This is a genomic window from Cupriavidus pinatubonensis (genome assembly GCF_019602855.1).
GTDB classification, from domain to species: domain Bacteria; phylum Pseudomonadota; class Gammaproteobacteria; order Burkholderiales; family Burkholderiaceae; genus Cupriavidus; species Cupriavidus pinatubonensis.
This window is the reverse complement of record NZ_CP080766.1, coordinates 2,281,233-2,297,782: the sequence shown is the minus strand read 5'-3', so window position 1 is coordinate 2,297,782 and position 16,550 is coordinate 2,281,233. Positions and strand designations below refer to the sequence as shown.

The window sequence follows — 16,550 nt, the reverse complement described above, 5'->3', positions numbered from 1 at the left end:
CTTGCGTTGCTGTCAGGCGTCGGCCCAGCGGCGCAGCAGGTTATGGTAGACGCCGGTCAACCCTACTACGCCCGAATCCTTTTGCCCCATCTCTTCCGCAACCTGCTGGATCCGCGTGTCGAGTTCGAACAGCAAGGCGCGCTGCCCTTCGTCCCGCACCATGCTCTGGATCCAGAAGAACGATGACACGCGCGCGCCGCGCGTGACGGGCGTGACGTGGTGCAGGCTGGTGGCCGGGTACAGCACCATATAGCCCGCCGGCAGTTTGACGCGGTGCTGGCCGTAGGTGTCTTCGATCACGAGTTCGCCGCCGTCGTAGTCCTGCGGCTCCGTCAGGAACAGCGTCGCGGAAAGATCGCTGCGCACGCGAAAGCCGGTGCCGCGCAGGTAGCGGATGGCATTGTCGACGTGGTTGTCGAACGCCTGGCCGCCCTCATAGCGGTTGAACAGCGGCGGGAACACCTTGAGCGGCAGCGCTGCGGAGAAGAACGTCGCGTTGGCGCCCAGTGCATCCTGGATCAGATCGCCGATTTGCCGCGCGACAGGCGAGCCCTCTGGCAGTTGCATGTTGCGCTTGGCCAGCGCGGACTGATGTCCGGACGTGGCATTGCCATCGGTCCAGTCCACGACATCCATCATTTGCCGGCATTGCGCCACCTGGGCCTTGGACAGGACGTCCGGAATCTGCAGCATCATGGCTCGTGCCTACCTTCGGGTCGGGGATCGAAGATTGTAGGGTAAAGGCGGCCTCAAACGCAAACAGGAATCATTATCAGTTTGTTCCAAGCACGTGCGGAGGCCGAAAAATGGTGACGGCCTGCGGCGGCCGTTTGGCAATTGCTGCGCGACTCGTGACTATTCGGCGGCCAGGGAGATACCGACCAATGCCTCGAATGGCTCGTTCGCGGGTTCGGCAAAGACGCCCCTCAGCGCGGTGCCGAAGTTCTGTCCACTGTTCTCGTCTTCGCGGAGAAACTGCGCGACAGTGCTGGCGACCAGCCTGCGATCATTGTCGATGCTCAGCATGTGGTAGCTCTCGTCCACGACGAGCAACTTGGCCGCGCGAATGTGCTTGCTGAGAAAGTAGGCCGATCGCAGGCTCGTCAACTCATCTTCGCGAGCGTGAATAATCAGTGCTGGCCGGCTAACGCGCCGTACGCGCTTGCGGACGTAGCTGCGCAGGCGATCCAGTTCGCGGATGCAGGTGAGCGGCGTCCACGAATAGTGAAACGTGTCGCCTCGCAGGAAGCGAGCCTTGATTGCCGCGCGCAATACGCCGTTCTTGACACCGAACGGCTCGGATTCCTTCACGCGGAATTTGTCGCGGGCTCGCGGCAGACGGTACACCAGATGCCGCAAGCCGCGATACCAGGGCAGAGACCAGCCGTCGAGGAATACAGGTGCTGCCAGTGCGACGACGCGGCCGCGCCTGTCGCCGATCAACTGGCTCAACGCAAGCGCCAGCAACGCACCCATGCACATGCCGACGATGTGGACGGTATCGTGCCTGGCGCGCAGTTCGAGATATTCGACCGATACGGCCTCAAGCCACTGCTCGAACCTTACGCCGACCAGATCCTCCGGGCGTGTACCATGCCCGGGCAGTACGGCGCACTTTGTTTCGTATCCTTCCGCCTTCAGCGTCTTCTCGACAAGCCGAAGCTCATGTTCGGTACCGCCGAGACCGTGGATCAATAGGGCTGCAACTGTATTGCAAGAACCCGTAGCATCGCCACCCAAGAACTGTCCATCCACTGTTCTATTCACTTTATTCCAGGTACCGCACTGTGTCTCCGTGCGGCGCCTTCGCTACTCAGCACGTAATTGTTTGTAAACGAAACGAGCCGTCATCTCGTTGACATTCGGACGTACCTAGTCTGTCACGCGGGACATAGCCTTCACATACGGATTTGCCCGGCACCGTGCAGCAATAGAACAGGGACTCCCCAGAAAAATGGACCTCGAATCACACACAGAAAGGGCGTTATGCGCACATCCCTCGAACAAGGAATAGTTATGAATTGATTTAAATCATTATTGCTAAAAAAATCTCTGGGTCGGAACTGGACTGACACCGGTCTTGCGAGAACGAGATACTCTTCCCGGCTCTCGCAAACCAGCTGTTGTGGCACTTGACCGCGCATGCCGGCGTCAGGCGCCGACTTTCAACTGCGCCTCAAGTTCGGTAATGCGTTTGCGCAGCGCCCGCTCTTCCTGGAAACGCACGGTTTCATCGCGAATGATGGCGACAATGCCCGAAATCTTGCCATCGTCACCGTGCAGCAGCGCCACGGTAAAGGCGATGGACATCGACTTGCCGTTCTTGTCGACAGCCGGCACCTTCAACAGGTCGTGGCCGTAACGCGTGATGCCCGTGGCCATGGTCTTGTCGTAGCCCTCCCAATGGCGGCCGCGCAACCGCTCCGGAATGATCAGGTCCAGCGACTGGCCCATCGCTTCGGCCTGCGTGTAGCCGAACATGCGTTCGGCTGCCGGGTTCCAGAGCGTGATGGCGCCGTTAGCGTCGGAGATGATGACGGCGTCACCGATGGCGGAAACCAGTTGCTCGTAGTCGATGCTGGCTTGCATGGGGATCCCCTCTTTGCCGGACATTGCGGCAGGGTGTAAAGGTTGGCGGTAAAGATTCGCGGCACGTGCCGCAATGCAGTTTGGCACAGCTGTGCGCTTCAGTAAAAACGCCGGAGACCGCGTGCGCGGCGCTCCGGCGTCCGGTTCAGCTCAGTCCTGTTCAGGCACAGGCGAGCCGGATCAGATCACCTGGCTTTCGCGCAGCCGCTTGATATCGTCAGCAGCGTAGCCGAGGCCCGCAAGCACTTCCTCGCTGTGCTCGCCGAGCAGCGGCGAACCCGTGATTTCCGGCTTGAGGTCGGAGAATTTGATCGGGCTGCCCACCGTCAGGTACGAGCCGCGCTCCTTGTGCTGCACTTCGGTGATCGAGCCGCTCGCGCGCAGCGATTCGTCGGCGGCGATTTCCTTCATCGACAACACCGGCGAGCACGGAATATCGTACTTGCGCAGGATGTCCACGGCCTCGTACTTGGTCTTGTCGGCAAGCCATTCTTCGATCGTCTTGAAGATGTCGAAGATATGCGGCTGACGCGCCTTGGCCGTGCTGTAGTTGGGATCGGTGATCCACTCCGGCTTGCCGAGCGCCTTGCAGATCGGCTCCCAAGCGTGGCCCTGGATGGTGAAGTAGATGTACGCGTTCGGGTCGGTCTCCCAGCCCTTGCACTTCAGCACCCAGCCCGGCTGGCCGCCGCCGCCGGCGTTGCCGCCGCGCGGCACCACGTCGCTGAACTCGCCATGCGGATACTGCGGATACTCTTCCAGGTAGCCCAGGCGGTCCAGGCGCTGCTGGTCGCGCAGCTTCACGCGGCACAGGTTCAACACAGCGTCCTGCATCGACACGGCGACCTTCTGGCCCTTGCCGGTCTTGTCGCGGCCGATCAGTGCCGTCAGGATGCCGATGGCCAGGTGCATGCCGGTGTTGGAATCGCCCAGCGCCGCGGCCGATACTGTCGGAGGACCATCCCAGAAGCCCGTGGTCGACGCCGCGCCGCCTGCACACTGCGCCACGTTTTCATACACCTTCAGGTCTTCATAGTGGTGGCCGTCGCTGAAGCCCTTGACCGAGGCGACGATCATCTTCGGGTTCAGTTCGTTGATGCGTTCCCACGAGAAGCCCATACGATCCAGCGCGCCCGGGCCGAAGTTCTCGACCAGCACGTCCGATTCGCGGATCAGCTGCTCCAGGATCTTCTTGCCATCCGGCTTCTTGGTGTCCAGCGTGAGCGAGCGCTTGTTGCTGTTGAGCATGGTGAAGTACAGCGCGTCGACATCCGGGATGTCGCGCAGCTGCGTGCGCGTAACATCGCCCGAACCGGGGCGCTCCACCTTGATCACGTCCGCACCGAACCACGCGAGAAGCTGCGTGCACGCGGGCCCAGCCTGAACGTGCGTGAAGTCGATGATCTTGATGCCGTTGAGTGGGAGGGTCACTTTCGTTCTCCTATTGGATAAGCGGGTGAAATTCGGGATTGAAATTCGGTTGAATTACTTCTTGGCCGAGCTTTGCGGATTCAGGTTGGTCAGGCGGCCGCTTTCGGTGCCGGCAGACGGGTCGATCACAGCATTGACCAGCGTGGGCCTGCCCGAGCGCAGCGCTTCGTTCACGGCAGCCTCGAGTTCCGCCGGCGTGGTCACGTTGGCACCGACGCCGCCGAATGCTTCCATCATCTTGTCGTAGCGGGCACCCGGCACGAAGGTGGTGACCGCCGGGTCCGCGCCGCCGGTGGGGTTCTTGTCGATGCCCTTGTAAATGCCGTTGTTGTTGAAGATGACGATGCACACCGGCAGGTTGTAGCGGCAGATCGTCTCGACTTCCATGCCCGAGAAACCGAATGCACTGTCACCGCACAGCGCCAGCACCGGCTTTTTGGTCTCGACCGCTGCGGCGACCGCGTAGCCCATGCCCACGCCCATCACGCCCCAGGTGCCGACGTCGAGGCGCTTGCGCGGCTCGTACATGTCGATCACGGCGCGGGCGTAGTCCAATGTGTTGGCGCCTTCGTTGACGAACGAGATGCCCGGATTGGCCTTGATGACGTCCTTCAGCACGCGCAGCCCGGTGTGGAAGTTCATCGGCGAGACTTCCTTGTTCAGCAGCTCGCCCATCTTCGCCAGGTTCTTGTCCTTGCGTTCGTACACAGCGTTCAACCACTCGGCGGGCGGCTTGGCAAAGTCGTTGCCTACCTTGCCAAGGATCGCCGACACGCACGAACCGATGTCACCCACCACCGGCGCGGCGATGGCGACGTTGCTGTCCATCTCGGTCGGCGAGATGTCGATCTGGATGAACTGCTTCGGGCCGCCCCAGGTCTTGCCCTTGCCGTGCGACAGCAGCCAGTTCAGGCGGGCGCCGACCAGCATCACCACATCGGCTTCAGCCAGCACGTACGAGCGTGCCGCCGAGGCCGATTGCGGATGCGTATCGGGCAGCAGGCCTTTGGCCATCGACATCGGCAGATACGGAATGCCGGTCTTCTCGACCAGCGCACGGATATCCTCGTCGGCGCGTGCGTAAGCGGCACCCTTGCCCAGCAGGATCAGCGGGCGCTTGGCGTTCTTCAGCAATGCGACGGCGCGGTCGACCGAGTCCGGTGCGGGCAGCTGGCGCGGGGCCGGATCCACTACCTTGATCAGCGACTTCTTGCCCTTCTCTGCTTCCAGCGACTGGCCCAGCAGCTTGGCCGGCAGATCGAGATACACACCGCCCGGGCGGCCCGATACGGCGGCACGAATGGCACGCGCGATACCCACGCCAATGTCTTCGGCGTGCAGCACGCGGAAGGCAGCCTTCGCGTGCGGACGGGCAATGGCCAGCTGGTCCATCTCTTCGTAGTCACCCTGCTGCAGGTCGACGATCTCGCGCTCGCTCGAGCCGCTGATCAGGATCATCGGGAAGCAGTTGGTGGTGGCATGCGCCAGCGCCGTCAGGCCGTTCAGGAAGCCAGGGGCCGACACGGTCAGGCAAACGCCCGGCTTCTGCGAGATAAAGCCGGCAATCGCTGCGGCGTTGCCTGCGTTCTGCTCGTGACGGAAGCTGATGACGCGCATGCCGTTGGCCTGCGCCAGACGAGCCAGATCGGTGACCGGAATGCCGGGCAGGCCGTAGATGTTTTCGATGCCGTTCAGCTTCAGCGCGTCGATGACCAGATGGAAACCATCGGTTTGTGCCTGCTGTTCTTCCGCGGCGTGACGCTGCAGCTCGTTTCCGACTTCTGCCATGGTTGCTTCCTTCTATGCAAATTGACTGGGGTGGGAATGTGTTATTTCGTGGCTGCCGCGGTGGTGCTATCGGGCTGCTTGGCTACGACTTCGGACATGCTTGGTCTCCTATTGGACTTTTCTTCGTGGTGCATGAGGCTCGGCCCCCTGCTTCAATCTGTGCCGATCAATTCGACCGGTCTTGATGACATACGGTATGTGATATATCAGAGAACGGCAAGCTATTTTCCTACCTATCCATCAACTTTCGTCGATGCACTGCAGCAAACGAGCTCGAATCTGTGCCTAAATCAGCGCAACTCCTCAATGTGCGCCATTCATTCGCGTCGCGCACAGATCAAGGAAGCCAATGCACAGGCCAAGCGGCCTTTGAAGTTCGGCACCAAGATATATTACATACCAGACTTTCAGGCGCTTTGACGCCCGCTGGAATGCTTTGCGAGGTCCTCGAGGTCTCTTACTGGCCCTGCTCCAGACGCTTGCGCCTGATGGCCTGGCGACATGCGCCAGGCCTCTACAATCTTTCAATGCATCGCTACAAGTACGGCGATGGCAATGCTCTCTGCCTATTGCCTATTCGCCGCGCCTGGCCGATGCACTCGCAAAGAAGGCCCCGTCCGATACCGGCATGGGCGTCTCCGAATGGCCCGTGATGAACCGCTTGCGCATCGGCGCCAGCAACAGCTTGGCCGATATCCCCGCTGCAATGGTGACGACCGCCGCGACGGTGAACACCGCGTCCCAGCCACCATTCGCCGACAGGATCGATGCAAGCGGCACCAGCATCGCCGCCGTGCCCTTCGCCGTGTATAGCGTGCCTGCGTTCGACGCCGCAAACTTGCTGCCGAACGTGTCCGCGCACAGTGCCGGGAAGATCGAAAAGATTTCGCCCCAGAACAGGAAGGTCAGCGCTGCGAACAAGATGAACGCATAGGGGTCGCGGCCAAACTGCATCAGGCCCAAGAGCGCGAGCCCCTCGCCGATGAAGATCACGAACATCGTGTTCTCGCGGCCAAAGCGGTCAGATAGAAAGCCGCACAGCGGACGCGTGAAGCCGTTGCACAGATTGTCGATCGACAGCGTCATCGTCAGCAGCGGCAGCGTCATGCCCAGCAGCGTCACCGGCATCGAGGCAAAGCCATAGTCCTTTGCAATCGGGCCGAGCTGCGCCGTTGCCATGATCCCGCCCGCGGCGACTGCCACGAAGCTTGCGTAGATCACCCAGAACACCGGCGTCTTCACCATCTGGCCGGGAGAGAATTCCACCTTGTTGGTCAGCACCGCCTTCGCCGCCACGGCACCCTTCGGCGCGCGCGGTTTCAACAGCAGCAGCGACAGCGCGAAAATCGCCACGCCTTGCAGGATGCCGAAGAACAGGAACGCACTTTCGTACCCGGCGCTGTGGATCATGTTCGCGATGGGAATCACCGTGATCGCCGCGCCCGTGCCAAAACCCGCCGCCGTCAGGCCGGCCGCCAGGCCGCGCTTGTCCGGGAACCACTTCAGCGCATTGCCCACGCACGTGCCATACACGCCACCGGCCCCGATGCCTGCGATCACCGCCGCTGCGTACAGCTCCGGCAGCGTCGTCGCATACGCGTTCATCACCCACGCCAGGCCGGCGCAGAGTGCACCGCCCGCCACCACCGGCCGCGGGCCGAACTTGTCCACCAGCCAGCCCTCAAGCGGCACCAGCCAGGTCTCGGTGACGATGAAGATCGAAAATGCCACCTGGATCGCGGACGTGCCCCAGTGATGCTTGGCGTCCATCGGTGACACAAAGAGAGTCCAGCCATATTGCAGGTTCGCTACCAGCCCCATGCAAACCACGCCTACGGCCAGCTGAAACCAACGATTCTGCAGGCCACGACCATTGCCGGACGTGGCTCCCGCTTCTTGATGCGCCATCTACCTGTCTCCTAGTGCTTTTCTGCGTCCTCGCCGGGACTGCTTGGGGTGCTCTATTTCGGCATCCCTATTCACAACGGGATCGGCGCCTGTCATTGCGGCACGTAAATCTGGGGATTGATGCTAACCGATGCTTAATTTGATGAGTCTTAAACTTTTTTATCGTATGTATTTATGATCGTTTATATATTGCGAATTCCGCATCAATTGGGCCGCCATCCGCCGCATGACTGCAAGTTAATACATAAGTCGTAGTCATGCTTTGCGGCGGACGAACGCGGCCAATCACGCGGGAACCTCCTCGAGCTGGCGCAACAACGCGTCTACGCTGCCCTTGGCATCGCCGAACCACATCCGCGTGTTTTCCTTGTAAAACAAGGGGTTGTCGACGCCCGCATAGCCGGCGGCCATGCTGCGCTTGGACACCACCACGGTGCGCGCTTTCCAGACTTCGAGCACCGGCATGCCGGCGATGGGGCTGGCGGGGTCTTCGAGCGCCCCCGGGTTAACGATATCGTTGGCGCCAACCACCAGAACGACGTCGGCGTGCTCAAAATCGTCGTTGATCTCCTCCATCTCGAGCACGATGTCATACGGCACGCGCGCCTCAGCCAGCAGCACGTTCATATGCCCGGGCAAACGGCCGGCGACCGGATGGATACCGAAGCGCACATTGACGCCCTGCGCACGCAGCCGCTTTGCGATCTCGCTGATGGTGCCCTGCGCCTGCGCCACCGCCATGCCGTAGCCGGGCACGATGATGACCTCGTTCGCGTCCTTCAGCAGCGCGCTGACCTCGTCGCTCGATACCGGCAACACCTCGCCCTGCTCTGTCGCCGCGCCCTTGGCCTGCGTGACGCCGAACCCGCCCAGGATCACCGACAGGAATTTGCGGTTCATGGCCTTGCACATGATGTAGCTGAGGATCGCGCCGCTCGAGCCAACCAACGCACCGGTGATGATGAGCAGGTCGTTGCCGAGCATGAAGCCAGTCGCCGCGGCGGCCCAGCCCGAGTAGCTGTTAAGCATCGACACCACCACCGGCATGTCGGCACCACCGATCGCCGCGACCAGGTGTGCACCCACCAGCAGCGCGATCACCGTCATCACGCCCAGCGGCACCAGCCCGTCCTGCACCGATGGCGCATTGAGGAACTGGTAGGCCAGCACCACGCACACGATCAGCGCCAGCGCGTTGAGCACGTGACGGCCCGGCAGCAGCGTCGGCTTGCCGCCGAGCGTGCCGCGCAGCTTGAGGAACGCGATCACCGAACCCGTGAACGTCACCGCGCCGATCAGGATGCCAAGGTAGGTTTCGATCTCGTGGATGGCCTTCTCCGCACCGGTCAGCGCATGCGCGTCCAGATAGTTCGCATAGCCCACCAGCACCGCAGCCAGGCCGACGAAGCTGTGCAGCACCGCAACCAGCTCCGGCATCTGCGTCATTTCCACGCGTCGGGCCAGCACCGCGCCGGCCGCCGCGCCGAGCACCATCGCGCCGATGATGATGGGCACCCCGTCCGGGCTGCCGGCCAGCACCGTGGTCAGCACGGCGATCACCATACCCGCGATGCCGAGCAGGTTGCCGCGCTTCGCGCTGGCCGGATGGCTCAGCCCGCTCAGGCTGAGGATGAAGAGCGCGCTCGCGCCCAGGTAAGCAATACTGCTGATTCCCGAAGGCATGTCTGTCTCCTCAGTCCCGCTGGAACATCTTCAGCATGCGCTGCGTCACGAGGAAGCCGCCTGCGATGTTGATGGTGGCGATCAGCACCGCCGCGCCGGCGACGATGGCGGTAACGAGCGACGGCTTGCCGAGCTGCACGAGCGCGCCGACCACGATGATCCCGCTGATCGCATTGGTCACGCTCATCAGCGGCGTGTGCAGGGCTGCCGTCACGTTCCACACGACCTGGTAGCCGACAAAAATGGCGAGCACGAACACCGTGAAGTGCGCCATGAACGCTGGTGGTGCCACGGCACCGAGCGCCAGCAACGCAATGACGGCGATAGCCAGTGCCGCCAGCGTCGTGCCCGTGCGGCTCGGTGGCGCGACGGGTTCGGAGGGCGCCTGCACTTCCGCTGCAGGTGCCGGTGGCGGCAAGGTCTTCAGCGGTGGCGGCGGCCAGGTCACGTCGCCCTGGTGCAGCACCGTGGCGCCACGGATCATCTCGTCATCCATATCGACAACGAGCTGGCCGTCCTTGGCGGGCGTCAGCTCCGTCAGCAGGTGCCGGATGTTGGTGGCGTAGAGCTGGCTCGACTGTGCGGCCATGCGGCTGGGCAGGTCGGTGTAGCCGACCACCGTGACCCCGTTGTGCGTCACCGATTCACCAGGCACGGTCAGCACGCAATTGCCGCCCTGCTCCGCGGCGAGATCGACCACCACGCTGCCGGAACGCATCAGCGCCACCGTGTCGGCCTCCAGCAAGCGGGGTGCGGGCTTGCCGGGAATCAGCGCGGTCGTGATGATGATGTCCACTTCGCGCGCCTGCTCGGCGAACAGCTTCATCTCGGCCTCGATGAACGCCGGGCTCATCTCCTTCGCGTAGCCGCCACTGCCGCTGCCGTCTTCCTCGATTTCCACCGTCAGGAATTCGGCGCCGAGACTTTCGATCTGCTGGCGCACCACGGGTCGCGTGTCGAACGCGCGTACCACGGCACCGAGGCTGCGCGCTGCGCCAATGGCGGCAAGGCCAGCCACGCCAGCGCCGATCACCAGCGCGCGCGCGGGCGGAATCTTGCCCGCGGCCGTGATCTGGCCTGCGAACGGTCGGCCGAAGGCATGCGCGGCTTCGATCACTGCGCGATAGCCCGCCATATTGGCCATCGAGCTGAGCGCATCGAGCTTCTGCGCGCGTGAAATGCGCGGCACGCAATCCATCGCGAGCACCGTGGCGCCGCGTTGCGACAGCCGCTCCAGCAGCGTCAACTGCTGCGCGGGCCACACAAAGCTGATCAGCGTGGCGTGCTTCTTGAGCAGCGCCGCCTCTTCCACGCCGAGGCTCGGGTGGACCTGCGGCGGGCGCACCTTGATGACGACGTCGACCGACGCCCACAGGCTGGCGGCATCGACAATGGCTGCGCCGGCGGCACGATACGCTTCGTCCGAGAACGAGGCCTGCTGGCCTGCGCCGGATTCCACTGCCACCTCATAACCGAGCTTGGTCAGCTCCCTGACCGAATCGGGCGTCGCGGCAACGCGCCGCTCCCCGGGATGGACCTCCCGGGGGACACCAATTGTCATTGGCATGGCTTTCCCTTTGATTATTGCGCGATTACCCGCGAACGTGGTTCACCAGCGAGCCGATGCCTTCGATGCTCACCTCCACCACCGCGCCATCCTTCATCGAGCCCACGCCCAGCGAGGTGCCGACAGCGATCACGTCGCCCGGCATCAGCGTCAGGTCCTGCGAGATGCGGCTGACCTGCTCTTCGGGCGTGAAGATCATGTCCGAGAGCGGGTAGTTCTGCCGCTCCACGCCGTCGAGGCGTGTCTTTACGCTGGCCGCGCGCCAGTTGAAACCGGGCACGATGGCCGGACCGACGCAGCCGAAGGTGTCGAAGCCCTTGGCACGGGTCCACTGCGGGAAATTCGGGTCGGCAGCGATCAGCTCGGCGGCGGTCACGTCGTTGACGACGGTGTAGCCGAAGATGTGCGATGCCGCCTCGGTCACCGACACGTTGCGCGCCTTCTTGCCGATCACGATGCCAAGCTCGCCCTCGTAGACGATCTTGCCGTCATAGCTGCGCGGCCGCTCCACGGCATCGCCAGGGCCCGCCAGCGAAGTGGCCGGCTTGATCAGGAACAGCGGATGGGTTGGCACGGGCTTTTCCAGCTTGCGTGCCAGAGCGTGGAAGTTGTTCCAAAGCGCCACGACCTTGCCGGGCTCGCACGGGGCGAGCAGATGCAGTTCGCCAAGCTTGTAAGTGGCGCCCGCGGGTTGAGGATCGACATAGCCGGGGCCATCGAACTCAATGACGCAGTCGCTGCCGTCGCCTTCCGTGCGGCCGTAGCCGACGCTGCCGTCGGGACGGCGAAAACGAATCCAGGATTTCACAGCACGAACTCCTCCGGCGGGCACGCGCCAGGCGCGCCCGCTCGGTGTGAGAAACAGGGGAAGAAGAGGAGAGGAAGGCGGACGCTCAGACGGCGCCGGCCAGCTTCATCGCGGCGATCTGGGCTGGCGTGCGGCCCAGCCACTCGAGGATTTCCTCGGTGTGCTCGCCCAGCAGCGGGGCACGTTCCACCTTTACCGGAGAATCGGACAGTGCAATCGGCGAACCGAGCTGCACGTACTTGCCGCGCGTCGGGTGCTCCAGCTCCACCAGATAGCCGCGGTCGTACATCGACTGGTCCTCGATCAGGTCCTTCATCGACAGGATCGGACCGCACGGCACATCGACCTCGTTGAGCGCGTTCATCACCTCGAACTTCGTCAGTCCCATGGTCCACTGCTCGATGATGCCGAAGCATTCGCCGAGCTTCTTCAGGCGCACCTCGGGCGAGGCGAACTCCGGATCGGTGATCAGATCTTCGCGGCCGCACAGGCGCATCAGCGGCTCCCAGCCCTGCGGCTGGATGATGACGTAGACATAGTCGTTCGGGCCGCCGGGCGAGCAGCGCAGCGCGGCGCCAGGCTGGCCGCCGCCTGATGCGTTGCCGGCGCGGGGCACGTGGTCGTCGAACTGCTCGTTGGGGTACTCGCGCAGCGGGCCCGCATCGAGCCGTTGCTGGTCGCGCAGCTTCACGCGGCACAGGTTCAGCACCGCATCCTGCATGGCCACTTCCACGCGCTGGCCGCGGCCCGAATGCTCGCGTTGCAGCAGCGCAGCCAGGATGCCGACCACGCAATGCACGCCGGTACCCGAATCGCCGATCTGCGCACCGGTCACGGTCGGCACGCCTGCGGCATCGCCGGTCGTGGAGGCCGAGCCGCCCATACACTGGGCCACATTTTCATAGGCCTTGCAGTCCTGGTACGGACCGGGGCCGAAACCCTTGATCGATGCATAGATCAGGCGCGGGTTCAGGTCCTGCATGCGGTCCCAGTCGAAACCCGCACGTGCGAGCACGCCAGGGCCGAAGTTCTCGATCAGCACGTCGCTGCGCTGGATCAGGTCTTCGAGCAACGCCTTGCCTTCCGCCGTCTTCATGTTCAGCGTGAGGCTGCGCTTGTTGCTGTTGAGCATGGTGAAGTACAGGCTGTCGGCGTTGGGCACGTCGCGCAGCTGGCTGCGGGTAATATCCCCGCGGCCCGGCATTTCCACCTTGATCACGTCGGCGCCCATCCATGCCATCAGCTGCGTGGCGGAAGGGCCTGCCTGAACGTGCGTCATGTCCAGAACACGGATGCCATCCAGTGCTTTTCGTTCCATGGCGATGTCTCCTCGGTTCCGATGGCGTCTGTTTACTGGTACAGGGTCTTCAGGGTGTTTTCCGCGGTACGGCTTTCGGCGCGCTTCGCGTGGACTTCGGACATGCTTGGTCTCCTCGTTTGACTTGAATTCGGTGGCGGGTGGCCCGCTGGATGCTTCTATCTCTTGCCGATCGTTTTCGACCGTCTTGATGACATACGGTATGTGATATATCAGAGAACGGCAAGCTCTTTTCCCACCTCGGCCTCAACTTTCGTCGGTGCACCGCAACAATTACGACGCCGTCCGGACCACGCCCCACCCGAGCGAGCCTTGCCAGCACTGAAGCGGCGGCTTCTGACTCGCTACTAAGTGATGTATCGGGCCAACCGGGCGGTGCCTTTCCGCCAGTCTACTTGATATATCACATACCAACGGTGAAGCCGGCCCACGTCCGCGTTCAGAAACAAAAAACGGCGGACTCGGTCCGCCGTTCTTATCGGTAAGCTGTAAAAATGAGCCGATCAGTCAAGGAAGTCGCAGTGCTTTTCGACGTAGTCGGCCAGGTCCAGCGAATGCTGGCGCACCAGGCGCTCTGCCAGTTCCGTATCGCGTTTTTCCAGCGCCTCGATGATGCGCAAGTGATCCACGATCGAACGCGCCGCGCGGTCGCTCTGTGAGATGGTCATCTTCCGGATCGCCCTCACGTGGATGAAGATGTTGCGGATCGTGTCCATGATGATCTGCGACTTCGACAACTGCACGATCGCCTGGTGGAACACGATATTGGCGTCGGAGTATTCCTCGATATGCTCGGCCGGCGTCGAATCGCGGAAGCTGTCGAACATGCTGCGCAGTTGCGCGATTTCCGCGTCGGTGGCGTGCAGCGTGGCCAGGCGCGCCGCCATGCTTTCCAGCGCCGCCCACATCTGGATCATCTCGACGATCTCGCGCTTGGTCTTGCGCATGATGTAGATGCCGCGGCGGGGCACCGTGCGCAGGAAGCCTTCCTGCTCCAGCAGTGTCATGGCTTCGCGGATCGGCGTGCGGCTCACGCCCATGGCCTCGCTCAGCACGCGTTCATCGAGCCGGATCTCGTCGCGCGACTGGTAGATATCCGCGTCGGCGATGGCCTGGCGCAACATGGCATAGGCCTGGTCGCGCAGGCTGGCGCCGGCGTTGATCGGTTGCACGGAGAGGGTCAGTCCCGGTGACTGGACGATAGGTTGGGTTTGCGCAGACATGAATGAGCTCGTGTGAGACCGGTGGCGCGGCGGCCACAATGGCTGCCCTCCGCATTCCTGCACAGCTTAGCAAAATCATCTGGACTCATTCCCGGATCGCATCAAACCCGATCGGTTATAAGTCCGGCGTGCCACCCGGTGCCCGGCCTGTCGTATATGGTATATCACAATGGATATCCATTCCGGGCGGTAAGCCACGAAAAGGTGACTTTCCCGGCGGACTTGCATGCATCAAATGCACCCCGGCCACGCGGGCTGTGGCACGGGGCGTAGGTCATGCCGACGATCAGGCCGCCAGGCGCGCCATTTCGTCGCGCTGCTTGATGAGGCCCAGTACTGCATCGCACATCGGCGTCGGATGGCCGACCAGGCGGCCCATCTCCTGCACGACGGTGAGCAACGGGTCGATTTCCATCGCGCGGCCCGCCTCCAGGTCCTGCAGCATCGACGTCTTGTGGGCGCCCACGGCGCCCGCGCCGTTGATGCGGCGCTCGACGTCCACGCGGAATTTCACGCCGAATGACTCGGCAATGCTCTGGGCCTCCAGCATCATCTGGCGCGACAGGGCCCGCGTGGCGGGATTTGCCGTGATGACGTCCAAGGTGGCGTGGGTCAGCGCACTGATCGGGTTGAAACAGAGGTTGCCCCACAGCTTGAGCCAGATTTCATCGCGGATGTTTTCTCGCACCGGCGCTTCCAGGTCAGCCGCCATCATCATCTCGCTCAGTCGTGTGACGCGGTCCGACTGGCTGCCATCCGGCTCGCCAAGCGGGAATTTCTTGCCATACACATGCTTGATCACGCCCGGTTCGATGATTTCCGCGGCGGGATAGACGACGCAACCGATCGCACGCTCGGGGCCGAAGCCGCGCCACTGCTTGCCGCCCGGGTCCACACTTTCGAGCGTGCTGCCCGCCAGTTCGCCGCCATGCTTGTAGAAATACCAGTAAGGAATACCGTTGACGCCCGTGACTACCGCCGTCTGCGGTCCCAGCAGCGGCTGCATCAGATCCACCACGCCGGGCACCGAATGCGCCTTGAGCGTGATAAACACATAATCCTGGGGACCGAGTTCGCGCGGATCACTCGTGCAGTTGACCCTGGCCACCCGCTCCTCGCCGTCGATCAGCAGGCGAACGCCGTTGGCCTTCATGGCCGCCAGGTGCGGACCGCGCGCGACGAAGCTGACTTCGGCCCCCGCGCGCGCCAGTTGGGCGCCCACATAGCCGCCGATGGCCCCTGCCCCATAGATGCACACTTTCATTGCCTGTCTCCTTGATGGCTCGATAGTATTCATTGATATATCACATACTATATTCCACAAGGCCGAACGACAACCCTAATTTTCGCTCGCAAGCGAACTAGATTTCCTTCGTCACAAGGCAGTTGCTAACATGTCGGCAACACTGCGCTTGCGGGCCCGGTTCCATCGGCCCCACTCTCGAACGGAGCTGACATGGAATCGTCCCTCGCATTGCTGCAGGATCCCGCCGCGTGGGCGGCGCTGGCCACGCTGGTGGTCATGGAGATCGTGCTTGGCATCGACAATCTGATCTTCATCTCCATCCTCACCAACAAGCTGCCGGCAGACATGCGCGAAAAGGCGCGGCGCGTCGGCATCGGCCTGGCGCTGATCCTGCGGCTCGCGTTGCTGGCCACCATCGCGTTTATCGTCACGCTCACCGAGCCGCTCTTCACCGTACTAGGGCGCGGCATATCGTGGCGCGGCCTGATCTTGATTGCAGGCGGTGCTTTCCTGATGTGGAAGGCGACGCGGGAAATCCATCACCACGTTTCGGGGGAGGCGGAAGGCGACGACACGGGCAAGGCCCGGGCATCGCAGAGCTTTGCCAGCGCCATCGGCCAGATCCTGGTGCTGGACCTCGTGTTCTCGATCGACAGCATCATCACCGCGGTCGGCATGACCGAGCATGTGGAGATCATGTTCATCGCCGTGATCGCCGCAGTCACGGCGATGCTGTTTGCCGCCACGCCACTGGCCAACTTCATCAACCGCAACCCGACCATCGTGATGCTGGCGCTGGCCTTCCTGATGATGATCGGCATGACGCTGATTGCCGAAGGTTTCGGCACGCACGTGCCCAAGGGCTATATCTATACGGCGATGGCGTTCTCGGCCGCAGTTGAAGGGTTGAACATGGTTTCCAGGAAGCGGCGTGCGCAGCGCCGCGCACGCGCCGGACAGTGACGGCTGAACCACCTGCTGTAACAGTC

General features: G+C 62.7%; 13 protein-coding genes. 1 reads left to right on the top strand and 12 read right to left on the bottom strand.

Annotated features, from left to right (window positions below):
- Positions 1–12: 12 nt before the first annotated feature.
- The 12 genes from K2O51_RS10435 to K2O51_RS10380 all read right to left on the bottom strand — a co-directional run bounded on the left by K2O51_RS10435 (position 13) and on the right by K2O51_RS10380 (position 15,579).
- Positions 13–696 carry a Fe2+-dependent dioxygenase gene (locus tag K2O51_RS10435; protein ID WP_140951522.1) on the bottom strand — a complete coding sequence of 228 codons (684 nt, stop codon included), beginning with the start codon at positions 694–696 and terminating at the stop codon, positions 13–15.
- Between the two features lie 159 nt (positions 697–855).
- Positions 856–1,695, bottom strand: coding sequence for an alpha/beta hydrolase (locus K2O51_RS10430; protein WP_235679735.1), 840 nt, complete (start codon positions 1,693–1,695; stop codon positions 856–858).
- Between the two features lie 456 nt (positions 1,696–2,151).
- Entirely contained in the window at positions 2,152–2,589 is a 438-nt protein-coding gene (locus K2O51_RS10425; protein WP_011300777.1) for a PAS domain-containing protein, read from the bottom strand.
- Between the two features lie 180 nt (positions 2,590–2,769).
- The gene (frc, locus tag K2O51_RS10420) at positions 2,770–4,020 is read right to left on the bottom strand and encodes a formyl-CoA transferase (protein ID WP_011300778.1); all 1,251 of its coding nucleotides are present in this window, start codon (positions 4,018–4,020) and stop codon (positions 2,770–2,772) included.
- 54 nt (positions 4,021–4,074) lie between these two features.
- A complete protein-coding gene (gene oxc, locus K2O51_RS10415; protein ID WP_220630180.1) occupies positions 4,075–5,808 on the bottom strand; it encodes an oxalyl-CoA decarboxylase in 1,734 nt (577 codons plus the stop codon).
- Positions 5,809–6,381: 573 nt separating this feature from the next.
- A complete protein-coding gene (gene oxlT / locus K2O51_RS10410; protein ID WP_220630179.1) occupies positions 6,382–7,716 on the bottom strand; it encodes an oxalate/formate MFS antiporter in 1,335 nt (444 codons plus the stop codon).
- A gap of 285 nt (positions 7,717–8,001) precedes the next feature.
- On the bottom strand, positions 8,002–9,399 hold the full coding sequence (gene pntB, locus K2O51_RS10405) for a Re/Si-specific NAD(P)(+) transhydrogenase subunit beta (protein ID WP_011300781.1): 1,398 nt from the start codon (positions 9,397–9,399) through the stop codon (positions 8,002–8,004).
- A 10-nt stretch (positions 9,400–9,409) separates the two neighbouring features.
- On the bottom strand, positions 9,410–10,966 hold the full coding sequence (locus K2O51_RS10400; protein WP_220630178.1) for a Re/Si-specific NAD(P)(+) transhydrogenase subunit alpha: 1,557 nt from the start codon (positions 10,964–10,966) through the stop codon (positions 9,410–9,412).
- 25 nt (positions 10,967–10,991) lie between these two features.
- On the bottom strand, positions 10,992–11,774 hold the full coding sequence (locus tag K2O51_RS10395; protein WP_011300783.1) for a fumarylacetoacetate hydrolase family protein: 783 nt from the start codon (positions 11,772–11,774) through the stop codon (positions 10,992–10,994).
- Between the two features lie 85 nt (positions 11,775–11,859).
- On the bottom strand, positions 11,860–13,092 hold the full coding sequence (frc, locus tag K2O51_RS10390) for a formyl-CoA transferase (protein ID WP_011300784.1): 1,233 nt from the start codon (positions 13,090–13,092) through the stop codon (positions 11,860–11,862).
- Between the two features lie 503 nt (positions 13,093–13,595).
- Positions 13,596–14,315 carry a GntR family transcriptional regulator gene (locus K2O51_RS10385; RefSeq protein ID WP_011300785.1) on the bottom strand — a complete coding sequence of 240 codons (720 nt, stop codon included), beginning with the start codon at positions 14,313–14,315 and terminating at the stop codon, positions 13,596–13,598.
- Positions 14,316–14,601: 286 nt separating this feature from the next.
- Entirely contained in the window at positions 14,602–15,579 is a 978-nt protein-coding gene (locus K2O51_RS10380) for a 2-dehydropantoate 2-reductase (RefSeq protein ID WP_011300786.1), read from the bottom strand.
- Positions 15,580–15,771: 192 nt separating this feature from the next.
- Between K2O51_RS10380 and K2O51_RS10375 the strand changes: the two genes are divergently transcribed.
- Positions 15,772–16,524, top strand: coding sequence for a TerC family protein (locus tag K2O51_RS10375; RefSeq protein WP_011300787.1), 753 nt, complete (start codon positions 15,772–15,774; stop codon positions 16,522–16,524).
- Positions 16,525–16,550 lie beyond the last annotated feature (26 nt).

Excerpts from the sequence above, each read along its gene's own strand:
- K2O51_RS10385 (WP_011300785.1), bottom strand. The coding sequence starts at position 14,315 with ATGTCTGCGCAAACCCAACCTATCGTCCAGTCACCGGGACTGACCCTC.
- K2O51_RS10375 (WP_011300787.1), top strand. The coding sequence starts at position 15,772 with ATGGAATCGTCCCTCGCATTGCTGCAGGATCCCGCCGCGTGGGCGGCG.
- oxc (WP_220630180.1), bottom strand. The coding sequence starts at position 5,808 with ATGGCAGAAGTCGGAAACGAGCTGCAGCGTCACGCCGCGGAAGAACAG.
- K2O51_RS10400 (WP_220630178.1), bottom strand. The coding sequence starts at position 10,966 with ATGCCAATGACAATTGGTGTCCCCCGGGAGGTCCATCCCGGGGAGCGG.
- K2O51_RS10435 (WP_140951522.1), bottom strand. The coding sequence starts at position 696 with ATGATGCTGCAGATTCCGGACGTCCTGTCCAAGGCCCAGGTGGCGCAA.
- K2O51_RS10380 (WP_011300786.1), bottom strand. The coding sequence starts at position 15,579 with ATGAAAGTGTGCATCTATGGGGCAGGGGCCATCGGCGGCTATGTGGGC.
- frc (WP_011300784.1), bottom strand. The coding sequence starts at position 13,092 with ATGGAACGAAAAGCACTGGATGGCATCCGTGTTCTGGACATGACGCAC.
- oxlT (WP_220630179.1), bottom strand. The coding sequence starts at position 7,716 with ATGGCGCATCAAGAAGCGGGAGCCACGTCCGGCAATGGTCGTGGCCTG.
- K2O51_RS10425 (WP_011300777.1), bottom strand. The coding sequence starts at position 2,589 with ATGCAAGCCAGCATCGACTACGAGCAACTGGTTTCCGCCATCGGTGAC.
- pntB (WP_011300781.1), bottom strand. The coding sequence starts at position 9,399 with ATGCCTTCGGGAATCAGCAGTATTGCTTACCTGGGCGCGAGCGCGCTC.